The sequence below is a fragment of the Enterobacter sp. 241F3 genome (genome assembly GCF_034106785.1).
Classification (GTDB): Bacteria; Pseudomonadota; Gammaproteobacteria; order Enterobacterales; family Enterobacteriaceae; genus Enterobacter; species Enterobacter vonholyi.
In genome coordinates, this window is the sequence record NZ_JAWNDD010000014.1 from 12,836 (window position 1) to 25,160 (window position 12,325).

Consider the following 12,325-nt stretch of genomic DNA (forward strand, 5'->3'; position numbering starts at 1 on the left):
AATGACAATCCGTAATTCTCTTTTGACCGTACTGGGAAGTGTTATGTTGCTTGGCGCGGCGCTGCCCGCTCATTCTGAAAGCGTGCTGCGAATCGGCCTGGGAGCAGACCCGGACATGCTCGACCCGCACCTGGCGCGCACCTACTATGGCCGCTTCGTGTTTGCCTCCCTGTGCGACAGGCTGGTGGACGTCGACGAGCATCTGAAGGTCGTGCCAGGTCTCGCGAAATCGTGGGCCTGGAGCGCCGACGGCAAAACGCTGACCATGGATCTGCGCGAAGGCGTCACCTTCCATGACGGAGAGAAATTCGATGCCGCCGCCGCGAAATACAACCTCGACCGCGCCCTGACCCTCAAAGGCTCCCTGCGTAAAAGCGAGATCTCCTCCGTTGAATCGGTAGAGGTCACCGGCCCGATGCAGATTGCGCTGCACCTGAAAACGCCTGATGCCGCGCTGCTGATGCAACTCACCGACCGTGCGGGCGCCATGATGGCCCCTGAGGCGGCGAAAAAGCCTGACTTTGCCGCCCATCCGGTCTGCTCCGGCCCGTATAAATTCGACAGCCGCGTGTCCCAGGACCGCATCGTTTTGAGCCGCTTCGATAACTACTGGAACAAAGACGCCTACCACTTCGACAAAATTATCTATCTGCCGATCCCTGATGCCTCCGTGCGTCTGGCGAACCTGCGCGCGGGGGATCTCGACCTGACCGAAGGCATCGCCGCCAGCGACGTGAAAACCGTCGAAGCCGACAGCAAGCTGGCGCTGGCGAAGGTAACTGGCCTGGGCTATCAGGGCATTACCTTCAACATCAACAACGGCCAGGTGCCGGCCAACGACCCGTTCAAAGATGCCCGCGTGCGCGAGGCCTTCTCGCAGGCTATCGACCGCGATGCGTTAAACCAGGTGGTCTTTGAAGGACTGTATACGCCAGCCAACCAGGCGTTTTCACCGGTCAGCCCGTATCACGTGAATCTGCCGGTTCCGCCGCGTGACGTCGACAAGGCCAAAGCGCTGCTGAAAGCGGCAGGCATTACCGCGCCGCTAAACGTCAACCTGCTGGTGCCGAACAACCCCACCTCACAGCAGGTGGGGCAGGTGCTGCAGGCGATGGTCGCCGAGGCGGGCTTTAACCTGAACCTGCAGATGACCGAATTCGCCACGCTGCTCGACCGCCAGCAGAGCGGGGATTATCAGCTGAGCTTCTCCGGCTGGTCGGGGCGCCCGGACCCGGACGGCAGCATTTACGGCTTTATCAACAGCAAAGGCACGCTTAACGACGGCCGCTACAGCAACGCGCAGGTCGATGAGTGGCTGATCCAGGCGCGCCAGAGCACCGACCAGGCCGCACGCCAGCCGCTGTACGACAAGGTGGTGAAGCAGCTGCAAACGGATATGCCGATTGCCTACCTCTACTTCGAGCCGCGCATTTTTGGCCTGAACAAAAGCGTGCAGGGCTTTAAGCCATACCCGGACGGCATCGTGCGTCTGGCGGGTTTGACGCTGGCGAAATAAACGTCCTGAGGAGAACCCATGCTGGAACTGATTTGCAAACGTCTGCTGCTGGCTATTCCGACGCTACTGCTGGTGAGCATGATGGTATTCGGGCTGCACAAGCTGCTGCCCGGTGATCCGCTGATTGCCATGGCCGGCGAGGAGCGCGATCCGGCGGTCATCGCCCAGCTGCGTGCGGAGCTGAATCTCGATGCGCCGATCCCCGTGCAGTATTTCCACTGGCTGACGCGGGCGCTGCAGGGCGATCTGGGCGTCTCCTTACGTACGCATGAACCGGTGACGCAGCTGATCGCCAGCAAGCTGCCGGTCACGCTGGAGCTGTCGCTGCTGGCGATGATTATCGCGCTGGTGTTTGGCATCAGCATGGGGATCCTCGCGGCGGTGAACAAAAACAGCTGGGTCGATCACGGGGCGAACTTCGTGGCGATCTCGGGGATCTCGATCCCGCACTTCTGGCTGGGGATCCTGCTGATTCTGGTCTTTTCGGTAAACCTGCAGTGGCTCCCCGCGTCCGGCTATGTGCCGTTCAGTGAAGATCCGCTCCAGAACCTGCGCACGCTGCTGCTCCCCGCATCCGTGCTCGGAACGGGTCTCGCGGCAACGCTGATGCGCCACACCCGCGCCTCGATGATTGCCGTGCTGAAGGCGGACTATATCCGCACCGCGCGGGCGAAAGGGCTACTACCGAAAGCGGTGATCCTGAAGCACGCCTTTCGCAACGCGCTGGTGCCGGTAATCACCCTCACCACGCTGCTGTTCGGCGAGCTGCTGGGCGGTGCGGTGCTGACCGAGCAGGTTTTCACCATTCCGGGCTTTGGCAAGATGATCGTCGACTCGGTGTTCAACCGTGACTACGCGGTGGTGCAGGGCGTTGTGCTGATCGTGGCGATCGGCTTCCTGCTGCTCAACCTGCTGGCCGACGTACTTTACGTCCTTATCAACCCGAAAATGCGAGGTTAACGATGGCGGAACTGACGACGCAAACCGTAGCCCCCGCGCTGCCGCGCGCGCAGAACCGGGTGCTGAAGAAATTCCTCGCCAATAAAAGCGCGGTGATTGGCGCGCTTGTGGTGGGTTTCTTTGTGCTGGTGGCGCTGCTGGCGCCGTGGATCGCCCCGTTTGACCCGGTTAAAGCCAACTTCCTCGCGGTGCGCAAAGCGCCTTCAGCGATGTACTGGTTCGGCACCGACGAGCTGGGGCGCGACATTCTATCCCGCATTATCTGGGGGGCGCGCACCTCGCTGATGGCGGGCTGTATGTCGGTGGTTATCGCGGTGGTCATCGGCGTGCCGCTGGGGCTGGTGGCGGGCTACTTCCAGAAGATGTGGGACGGCGTGATCTCGCGGTTTATCGAGGCGCTGCTGGCGTGTCCGTTCCTGATCATGGCGATCGCGCTGGGGGCGTTTTTGGGCCCGAGCCTGACGAACGCCATGATCGCCATCGGTCTTTCGGCGATGCCGATCTTCGCCCGCCTGACGCGCGGTCAGGTGATCGCTATTCGCAACGAAGAGTATATCGACGGCGCGCGGGCGATTGGCCTGCCGGATCGCTGGATCATCATCAAATACGTCCTGCCCAACGTGATGTCGCCGATCCTGGTGCAGGCCACGCTGGCGATTGCCTCAGCGATTATCGCCGAAGCCAGCCTGTCGTTTTTAGGGCTGGGGCAGCAGCCACCCAATCCGTCCTGGGGCTCAATGCTCAACACCGCGAAAGGGTTTCTTGAGCAGGCGCCGTGGATGTCTGTTTTCCCCGGCGTGGCGATTTTCCTTGCCGTGCAGGGCTTTAATTTACTTGGCGACGGGCTGCGCGATGCGCTCGATCCGCGCCACGACTAAGGAGTCATGATGACTAAAGCGCTTGATTTTACGTCCGGTTACGCTTCACGACGCCCGCCAATGATGGGCCATAATGCTGTTGCCACGTCGCAACCCCTGGCGGCGCAGGCGGGGATGAAGATGCTGCAGCTGGGCGGCAACGCCGTTGATGCGGCCATTGCCACCGCGATGGCGCTGACGGTGGTAGAGCCGACCGGTAACGGGATCGGCAGCGACGCCTTTGCCATCGTCTGGGACGGCGAAAAGCTGCACGGCCTGAACGCCTCCGGTCGTTCGCCTGCGAGCTGGCATGCGGATCTGTTTGCCGGTAAAACCGCGGTGCCGGAAATTGGCTGGGACGCGGTGACCGTGCCGGGTGCGGTATCCGGCTGGGTCGCGCTGGCGGAACGCTTCGGCACGCTGCCGCTGACCACGCTGGCGCAGCCTGCCATTGACTACGCGCGCAACGGTTTCCCGGTCTCCCCGCTGATTGGGCATCTCTGGCAGCGCGGCTATAGCAAGCTGAAAGATCAGCCGGGCTTCAGCGCCTGCTTCGCGCCGGAAGGCCGCGCCCCGCGCGTGGGGGAAATCTTCCGTAACCCGGCGCAGGTGAACTCGCTGGAGCTGATCGCCCGCACCAACGGCGAAGCCTTTTACCGCGGCGAGCTGGCGCAGAAAATTGCTGCCTTCGCCAAAGAGCATGGCGCGCACCTGACGGCCGAGGATCTGGCGAGCCATCGCGTGGACTGGGTAGAGCTGCTGTCGCGCGACTTCGCGGGCGGTTCGGTGCAGGAGCTGCCGCCAAACGGCCAGGGGATCGCCACGCTGATTGCGCTCGGCATTCTTGAGCAGTGCGGCATTGAGAAGCATCATCCGGATTCCGTGCAGTCCCTGCACCTGTCCATTGAGGCGATGAAGCTGGCGCTGGCGGATCTCGACCGCTACGTGGCGGATGAAGACCATATGGCGTTCGCGGCGAAAGAGCTGCTGAGCGACCATTATCTGAAGTCACGCGCGGCGCTTATCGATCATGACAAGGCGTCCGATTTTGTCTACGGTTCCCCGACCCAGAGCGGCACGGTCTACATCAGCAGCGCGGACGCCAGCGGAATGATGGTCTCGTTTATTCAGTCCAACTATATGGGCTTTGGATCAGGCATCGTGGTGCCTGACACCGGCATCAGCCTGCAAAACCGGGGCTGTGGTTTTTCGCTTGATCCCAGTCATCCGAACGCGCTGGCGGGCAGCAAGCGCCCGTTCCACACCATCATTCCGGGCTTTGCGATGGACGGCAACGGCCAGCCGCTGATGACCTTCGGCGTGATGGGCGGCCCGATGCAGGCGCAGGGGCACATGCAGATGGCGCTGCGCATTATGCTGCACGGGCAAAACCCGCAGGCGGCAATCGACGCCCCGCGCTGGCGCGTGGTGCAGGGCAGGGAGGTGATCGTTGAATCGACGTTCGATCGCAACACGATTTCCGCCCTGCGCGAGCGCGGACATCAGATTGTGGTGGAAGATCCGCTTCAGGATTACAACTTCGGTGGCGCGCAGGTAATTTACCGCCTGCCGGAAGGACACTACGTGGCCGCGACGGAAAGCCGCAAGGACGGGCAGGCGCTGGTGAGTTAATATTTTATCCTCCCTCTCCCTTTGGGAGAGGGGCTGGGTGAGGGGATAATTTCACTCAATGCTAAACGGATCCGCATCCTGCCACGCCGGGAAATTCTCCCGGTACTCCTTCAGCGCCGTCAACGACAGTTCGGCATCAATGCGCGTTGCCTGGTGCGGCTCGGCGGTGGCGATGATCTCGCCCTGCGGATTCACCACCCGGCTGTCGCCGCGATAGTGATGCCCGTTACCGTCCGTCCCCACGCGGTTGCAGCCCACCACGTACGCCTGGTTCTCTATCGCGCGCGCCACCAGCAGCGACTGCCAGTGCAGGGAGCGCGGTGCAGGCCAGTTGGCAACATACAGCGCCAGGTCGTAATCGTTGCGGTTACGCGACCACACCGGGAAACGCAGGTCGTAGCAGACCAGCGGCAAAATACGCCAGCCGCGCCATTCAAACACCACGCGCTCGTTACCGGCTTCATAGTGATGATGCTCATCCGCCATGCGGAACAGGTGGCGTTTATCGTAGAAATGCACTTTCCCTTCCGGCTCCACCAGCAGGAAGCGGTTCACCGGCCCGCGTTCGGTCTGCAGAGCGGCGCTTCCGGCAATCAGCGCGTTGGTCTGCTGCGCTTTGGCGTGCATCCAGGCGACCACCTCATCCTGAGGCATTGACTGTTTTGCCGCTTCCATGGCGAAGCCGGTGGTGAACATTTCCGGCAGGACAATCACATCACGCCCGGTAATGTCTTCCAGTTGACGATCAAAGTGGCGCAGGTTGGCGGGGCCATCCATCCACACTAAAGGTTGCTGCAAAATAGAAATCTTCAGACCAGGCACAATTCAGACTCCTCACACGACCACTTTTTGACACTGTAGCACGACATAACGAGAAAATGTGGCAATAAAAAACCCCGCGCGAGGCGGGGTTTGTATAAGCGAAACGCGTTATGCCGCTTCAGGTTTGCGGTGCTTCTCCGGCAGCTTTACCGGCTGCGTCGCCAGCTCGTCCGGTTCGAAATCATCCACGTTAATGCTGCGCAGACGGCTCTCTTCGGCTTTCACCAGCAGAGCGGCTTCATCTTTATTGATAATACCGCCTGCGAGCGCCTGTTTTGCCAGTTCGTCCAGACGGGTAAACGGCAGGTTTTTGCCCAGCTGTTTACAGATCTTCTGATGAATCGGGTCGGCAGCCATCACGTCCAGCAGCGCCTCTTCCAGCAGACCCACCGGGTTATGCTGCGTCGGTGCCAGATACTGACCGCGACCGATGCGGGAGCGGGTTGCGCTCGGAACCTGCAGGATCTTCGCCACCTTGTGGTCCAGCTTGTCGGACGGCGCCAGATGGTGACGACCGGTCGGGAAGATCACCGCGCGCAGGGCACCCGCCACGAAGCGGTTCGGGAAGTTTGCCAGCAGATCGTCAATCGCCTGTTCAGCCTGATACATCGCATCCTGAACGCCCCAGTGTACCAGCGGCAGATCCGCTTCCTGACGGCCTTCATCGTCGTAGCGTTTCAGGACCGCAGAGGCCAGGAAGATCTGGCTCAACACATCGCCCAGACGGGCAGAGATACGCTCGCGACGCTTCAAGCTGCCGCCCAGCACCGCCATGGAGACGTCAGACAGCAGGGCCAGGTTTGCGCTCAGACGGTTCAGATGCTGGTAATAACGTTTGGTTGCATCGCCGGTCGGCGTGGCGCTGGTAAGACCGCGCGTCAGGCCCAGCCAGAAGCTACGTACCTTGTTGCTGCCCACGTGACCGATATGTTTGAACAGCAGCTTATCGAAGGCATCCACGTCGTTGTTCTGCGCAGCGGCCATCTCTTCCAGCACGTACGGATGGCAGCGAATTGCGCCCTGACCGAAGATCATCATGCTGCGGGTCAGGATGTTTGCCCCTTCCACGGTGATGGCAATCGGTGCGCCCTGATAGCCGCGCGCCAGGAAGTTGCCTTCGCCGAGCATAATGCCTTTACCGCCCGCGATATCCATCGCGTCAATAATTGACTGCTGCGCGCGGTGGGTACAGTGGTACTTCACAATGGCCGACAGTACGGCTGGTTTTTCGCCCAGCATAATGCCGTAGGTAATCAGCGTGGCGGCAGCGTCCATCACGTAGGCGTTGCCCGCGATACGCGCCAGCGGCTCTTCGATACCTTCCATCTTTCCGATGGAGATTTTGAACTGACGACGGATGTGCGCGTAGGCACCAATCCCCATCGCCACAGACTTCAGACCGCCGGTTGAGTTCGACGGCAGTGTAATGCCGCGGCCCACAGACAGACATTCCACCAGCATACGCCAGCCCTGACCGGCCATTTTCGGACCACCGATGATGTAGTCAATCGGTACAAAGATATCCTGGCCGCGGGTCGGACCGTTCTGGAACGGTACGTTCAGCGGGAAGTGACGACGACCAATTTCAACGCCTGGGGTAGAGGTTGGGATCAGCGCACAGGTAATGCCCAGATCTTCTTCGCCGCCCAGCAGTCTTTCCGGATCAGAGAGCTTAAAGGCCAGACCCAGCACGGTGGCGATAGGCGCCAGGGTGATATAACGCTTGTTCCAGGTCAGGCGCATGCCCAGTACCTGCTCGCCCTGCCACTCGCCCATGCAGACCACGCCGGTATCCGGGATCGCGCCCGCATCGGAGCCCGCTTCCGGGCTGGTCAGCGCGAAGCAAGGGATTTCCTGACCGCGTGCCAGACGCGGCAGGTAGTGATCTTTCTGCTCTTCAGTACCGTAATGCTGCAGCAGTTCGCCCGGGCCTAAGGAGTTAGGCACGCCAACGGTAATCGCCAGGATCCCGGAGACGCCCGCCAGCTTTTGCAGGACACGGGCCTGAGCGTAGGCGGAGAACTCCAGGCCGCCGTACTCTTTCTTGATGATCATCGCGAAGAAGCGATGCTCTTTCAGGTACGCCCACAGTTCCGGCGGCAGGTCGGCCATTTCATGGGTGATGGCAAAGTCGTTCGCCATACGGCACGCTTCTTCCACCGGGCCGTCAATAAAGGCCTGTTCTTCAGCGGTCAGGCGCGGCTGCGGATAGTTATGCAGCTTTTTCCAGTCCGGGTTGCCCTGGAACAGATCGCCTTCCCACCAGGTGGTGCCTGCGTCAATCGCTTCTTTCTCGGTACGCGACATTGGCGGCATCACTTTGCGAAAGCCCTTGAACACCGGTGCAGAGATCATTGATTTACGCATCGGGGCAAAGTTAAACGGCAGAAGAATGATGGCAAGAGGGACTAAAAGCCAGATATTCCAGAGGCCTGCGACGCCAAGCCCAGCCGTCCAGGCCAGAAGAATCAGGCTGCTCAGGAATAAACTCACGCGGTGATAGAACAACACACCGAGCAGAACAACGGTTGCGAGAATGCTCAAAATCATCATAAAGAAAAGCTCCCTTGCTTGTAGGAGGTCTGACCACTTGTGATGATATGGTTGTAGTTGATGTGAATTCCTTTAGCAATGTGTTTACAAAATAATTACAACCTGGTTCACATTGTTCGTGTTTTAGCCGGCACAAAAAATCAAAACGCCGGACGATTCGCATGGCTTTAGCTTCTCGCTTTTCCCGCTATCCGGTACACTCCACTGTGTTATTTCATCAATACTGAAGGATTATCCTCATGTACCAGGATCTTATTCGTAACGAACTGAACGAAGCGGCGGAAACGCTGGCTAACTTTCTGAAAGATGATGCCAATATTCACGCTATTCAGCGCGCAGCGGTCCTGCTGGCCGACAGCTTCAAAGCGGGTGGCAAAGTGCTCTCCTGCGGTAACGGCGGCTCTCACTGTGACGCGATGCACTTCGCAGAAGAGCTGACCGGACGCTATCGCGAAAACCGTCCTGGCTACCCGGCGATTGCGATTTCCGACGTGAGTCATATCTCCTGCGTGGGCAACGACTTCGGTTACGACCACATCTTTTCCCGCTATGTTGAAGCGGTAGGCCGTGAAGGCGACGTGCTGCTGGGGATTTCTACCTCCGGTAACTCCGGCAACGTGATCAAAGCGATCGCCGCCGCGCGTGAAAAAGGGATGAAAGTCATCACCCTGACGGGTAAAGATGGCGGTAAGATGGACGGTACGGCGGATGTCGAAATTCGCGTTCCGCACTTCGGTTATGCTGACCGCATTCAGGAAATTCACATCAAAGTGATCCACATCCTGATCCAGCTGATCGAAAAAGAGATGGCTAAGTAAGACTTCGCTGGGGGCATTCTTGCCCCCGCAGTTGTGGAGGTGATGTATGTGCGAACTGCTCGGGATGAGCGCGAATGTGCCAACCGATATCTGCTTTAGTTTCACCGGGCTGGTGCAGCGCGGTGGAGGAACCGGGCCGCATAAAGACGGCTGGGGCATCACCTTCTACGAAGGAAAAGGGTGTCGCACGTTCAAAGATCCACAGCCCAGCTTTAATTCACCGATTGCCAAACTGGTGCAGGACTACCCCATCAAGTCCCGCTCGGTGATCGCCCACATCCGCCAGGCTAACCGCGGCGAAGTGGCGCTGGAAAATACCCATCCGTTTACCCGCGAGCTGTGGGGCCGTAACTGGACCTATGCGCACAACGGGCAACTCACGGGCTATAAATCTCTGGAGACGGGCAATTTCCGCCCGGTCGGCGAGACGGACAGCGAAAAAGCCTTCTGCTGGCTGCTGCACAAGCTGACGGAGCGCTATCCCCGCACGCCCGGCAACATGGCCGCCGTGTTCAAATACATCGCGACGCTGGCAACTGAACTGCGCGAAAAAGGCGTGTTCAACATGCTGCTCTCTGACGGGCGCTATGTGATGGCGTTCTGCTCGACGAATCTGTTCTGGATCACCCGCCGTGCGCCGTTTGGCGTTGCGACGCTTCTCGATCAGGATGTGGAGATAGATTTTCAGAAGGAGACCACACCGAACGATGTGGTCACTGTTATCGCAACGCAGCCGCTGACGGGCAACGAAACCTGGCAAAAGATTATGCCAGGCGAGTGGGTGCTATTTTGTCTCGGGGACCGTGTAATTTGACGCCAGCTGTGGATGGACGACTTCGTGGCTCAGCGGTTTGCTGACCACGTAACGGCCATCTACGATAGAGACCACCGGCGGCTTGTGGGTCTGCTCAAAATAGTCGTACCCTGGCTTCAGCTGTTTCCAGAAATCCGCGTAGTAAGAATATTTGTGACGCGCCATGTTGGCGTCCGTCATGCGGAACGGATAGATGCTGACCTGAACGTTAGGCTGCCCAAAGACCAGCGCGCCCGTCACGAACTGGAAAATCTCATCAATGCCGGAGTCGGTCATCGCATAACAGCCGATAGACACGCAGGCACCGTGGATCATCAGATATTTACCTTCATAACCGTGTGCACGGTCATAGGCATTCGGGAAGCCGATGTTAATGGCTTTATAGAAGCGGCTGTCAGGCTTGAGCTGGCTGCGCTGAACGTTGTAGAACCCTTCCGGACTTTTGAAATCGCCCTGACGCTGTTTTGGCCCCAGTCCGCCGGAGTAGTTACAAATTTTGTAACTATCAAGCAGCTGATATGTCTCGCCCATCTTCACAAACAGATCGAGAGTGCGCTCTTCCTTGAAGATCTGAATATAAACCGGCGATCCCATTAACTGCTGTTTATATTCCTTGCTGACCGGCGTCGTTGAGCTATTACTGCTGAGCAGTCCGGCAAACGACATGCACGGAATCAGAAGCATCGCAATGAACAATGCGATTTTACGCATACTACTAGTTCCTTGATAAAACCATGACCAACTTGCCAGGACGGCAAAAGAGACCCGAAATCAGATTATTCTGTTAGGAGCGCTCACATTAGCACCGCTATAGATTTTCGCAAGAGCCGGGCGGTGAGTTTACAAATTAGTTTTACTTAATAAACCATCAAAACTGCGATGGCTCCAGAAACTTTGCGCATTAGCTCGCAATTTGGCACGCGCAATGGCGGATACCCTGCCCGCGGAAAGGGGAAAATGTTACACTTTGCGCCCACTGGATTGTTGTTCATGGAAACCTGCTAACCACATGTTTAAAATAAAAAAAGGACTTGATCTGCCGATTGCAGGCGTGCCCGCGCAGCACGTTTCGACAGGCGCAAGCGTCCGTCATGTCGCCATTTTGGGCGACGACTATCTGGGAATGCGCCCTTCAATGCTTGTACAGGAGGGCGATCGCGTGATCAAAGGACAGGCGCTCTTCGAGGACAAAAAAAATCCCGGCGTGATGTTCACGGCCCCCACGAGCGGCACCGTTGTGGCCATCAACCGTGGCGAACGGCGCGTTCTGCAGTCGGTGGTTATCCGCATTGAAGGCGATGAAAAGCGTGAGTTTGCCCATTATGACGCCGCAGAACTCGCTGCGCTGAACCGTGACGCCGTTCAGGCTCAGCTTCTGGCGTCCGGTTTATGGACCGCGCTTCGTACGCGTCCCTTCAGCAAATCCCCTGTTCCGGGCACGGAACCGGCCGCGATTTTCGTCACGGCAATCGACACCAACCCGCTCAGCGTGGACCCGCAGCCGGTTATTCTGGCGCAGCGCAAAGCCTTTGATGCCGGACTGACCGTTTTAACCCGCCTGACTTCGGGGAAAGTCCACGTTTGCCAGGCCGGCGGCGGCAAGCTTGGTGGGCATCCGCAAGGGCAGGTCACGTTTAATGAGTTTGCTGGCCCGCATCCGGCGGGGCTGGTCGGGACGCACATCCATTTCCTTGAGCCAGTAAGCCTGACGAAACAGGTCTGGCACCTTAATTATCAGGACGTCATCGCCATCGGTAAGCTTTTCACCACTGGTGAACTCTGCGCTGAACGGATAATCGCCATCGGTGGACCGCAGGCTGCAAACCCGCGCCTCGTGAAGACTTTGCTGGGGGCAGACATCAACGAACTGCTGGTGGGGGAAATGAAAGAGGGTGAAAACCGCCTGATTTCCGGTTCGGTCCTCAGTGGCCGCCATGCTGTCAATGCGCACGCGTATCTGGGACGTTTCCATCTGCAGGTCAGCATTGTGCAGGAAGGGCGCGAAAAAGAGCTGTTCGGCTGGGTGCTGCCCGGTGCGGAAAAATACTCCGTCACCCGGACTACGCTGGGCCACTTCCTGCGTAATAAGCTGTTTAGCTTCTCGACCAGCACGCACGGCGGCGAGCGCGCCATGGTCCCGATTGGCAACTACGAGCGCGTCATGCCGCTGGATATTCTGCCTACCATGCTGCTGCGCGATCTGCTCGCTGGGGATACCGATAGCGCGCAGGCGCTGGGCTGTATGGAACTGGACGAAGAAGATCTGGCGCTCTGTACTTATGTCTGTCCGGGCAAATACGAATATGGACCGGTATTGCGCGAGGTGTTAACCCGCATTGAGCAGGAAGGATAA

The 12,325-nt window shown here is 58.7% G+C and carries 10 protein-coding genes; 7 read left to right on the forward strand and 3 right to left on the reverse strand.

All coding sequences use genetic code 11. From position 1 onward, the window contains the following. Position 1 precedes the first annotated feature (1 nt). From UR504_RS20920 to UR504_RS20935, 4 genes are read left to right on the forward strand one after another with little or no spacing between them, the layout of a single operon-like run. Positions 2 to 1,516 carry an ABC transporter substrate-binding protein gene (locus UR504_RS20920; protein WP_302234120.1) on the forward strand — a complete coding sequence of 505 codons (1,515 nt, stop codon included), beginning with the start codon at positions 2 to 4 and terminating at the stop codon, positions 1,514 to 1,516. 18 nt (positions 1,517 to 1,534) lie between these two features. After that, positions 1,535 to 2,476, forward strand: a complete 942-nt coding sequence (locus UR504_RS20925; RefSeq protein WP_302234121.1) for an ABC transporter permease — start codon at positions 1,535 to 1,537, stop codon at positions 2,474 to 2,476. A gap of 2 nt (positions 2,477 to 2,478) precedes the next feature. Further along, positions 2,479 to 3,354 carry an ABC transporter permease gene (locus tag UR504_RS20930; protein WP_028012069.1) on the forward strand — a complete coding sequence of 292 codons (876 nt, stop codon included), beginning with the start codon at positions 2,479 to 2,481 and terminating at the stop codon, positions 3,352 to 3,354. Between the two features lie 9 nt (positions 3,355 to 3,363). After that, entirely contained in the window at positions 3,364 to 4,965 is a 1,602-nt protein-coding gene (locus UR504_RS20935; protein WP_320740109.1) for a gamma-glutamyltransferase family protein, read from the forward strand. Between the two features lie 51 nt (positions 4,966 to 5,016). Here UR504_RS20935 and UR504_RS20940 read toward each other — a convergent pair whose 3' ends face one another. Both UR504_RS20940 and fadE read right to left on the reverse strand, forming a co-directional pair. Further along, positions 5,017 to 5,787 (reverse strand): amidohydrolase, encoded by a 771-nt coding sequence (locus UR504_RS20940; protein ID WP_302234123.1) that lies wholly within the window; start codon positions 5,785 to 5,787, stop codon positions 5,017 to 5,019. Positions 5,788 to 5,895: 108 nt separating this feature from the next. Continuing rightward, positions 5,896 to 8,340, reverse strand: coding sequence for an acyl-CoA dehydrogenase FadE (gene fadE, locus UR504_RS20945; RefSeq protein ID WP_302234124.1), 2,445 nt, complete (start codon positions 8,338 to 8,340; stop codon positions 5,896 to 5,898). 239 nt (positions 8,341 to 8,579) lie between these two features. On the opposite strand from fadE, the gene lpcA reads away from it, so the two are divergent. Next, a complete protein-coding gene (lpcA, locus tag UR504_RS20950) occupies positions 8,580 to 9,158 on the forward strand; it encodes a D-sedoheptulose 7-phosphate isomerase (RefSeq protein ID WP_021242877.1) in 579 nt (192 codons plus the stop codon). 46 nt (positions 9,159 to 9,204) lie between these two features. Beyond that, complete coding sequence (locus tag UR504_RS20955; protein ID WP_008500262.1) at positions 9,205 to 9,972, forward strand: class II glutamine amidotransferase; 768 nt, start codon at positions 9,205 to 9,207, stop codon at positions 9,970 to 9,972. Here UR504_RS20955 and dpaA read toward each other — a convergent pair. Continuing rightward, positions 9,943 to 10,683 (reverse strand): peptidoglycan meso-diaminopimelic acid protein amidase, encoded by a 741-nt coding sequence (gene dpaA, locus UR504_RS20960; protein ID WP_111965861.1) that lies wholly within the window; start codon positions 10,681 to 10,683, stop codon positions 9,943 to 9,945. The two genes, UR504_RS20955 and dpaA, sit on opposite strands and share 30 nt — an antisense overlap. 298 nt (positions 10,684 to 10,981) lie before the next feature. Between dpaA and UR504_RS20965 the strand changes: the two genes are divergently transcribed. After that, a complete protein-coding gene (locus tag UR504_RS20965; RefSeq protein ID WP_302234125.1) occupies positions 10,982 to 12,325 on the forward strand; it encodes a Na(+)-translocating NADH-quinone reductase subunit A in 1,344 nt (447 codons plus the stop codon).

What these genes read in the sequence shown, in the direction of transcription:
- UR504_RS20935 (WP_320740109.1), top strand. Translation starts at nt 3,364, where the DNA reads ATGACTAAAGCGCTTGATTTTACGTCCGGTTACGCTTCACGACGCCCG.
- UR504_RS20920 (WP_302234120.1), top strand. Translation starts at nt 2, where the DNA reads ATGACAATCCGTAATTCTCTTTTGACCGTACTGGGAAGTGTTATGTTG.
- UR504_RS20925 (WP_302234121.1), top strand. Translation starts at nt 1,535, where the DNA reads ATGCTGGAACTGATTTGCAAACGTCTGCTGCTGGCTATTCCGACGCTA.
- UR504_RS20965 (WP_302234125.1), top strand. Translation starts at nt 10,982, where the DNA reads ATGTTTAAAATAAAAAAAGGACTTGATCTGCCGATTGCAGGCGTGCCC.
- lpcA (WP_021242877.1), top strand. Translation starts at nt 8,580, where the DNA reads ATGTACCAGGATCTTATTCGTAACGAACTGAACGAAGCGGCGGAAACG.
- UR504_RS20955 (WP_008500262.1), top strand. Translation starts at nt 9,205, where the DNA reads ATGTGCGAACTGCTCGGGATGAGCGCGAATGTGCCAACCGATATCTGC.
- UR504_RS20930 (WP_028012069.1), top strand. Translation starts at nt 2,479, where the DNA reads ATGGCGGAACTGACGACGCAAACCGTAGCCCCCGCGCTGCCGCGCGCG.
- fadE (WP_302234124.1), bottom strand. Translation starts at nt 8,340, where the DNA reads ATGATGATTTTGAGCATTCTCGCAACCGTTGTTCTGCTCGGTGTGTTG.
- dpaA (WP_111965861.1), bottom strand. Translation starts at nt 10,683, where the DNA reads ATGCGTAAAATCGCATTGTTCATTGCGATGCTTCTGATTCCGTGCATG.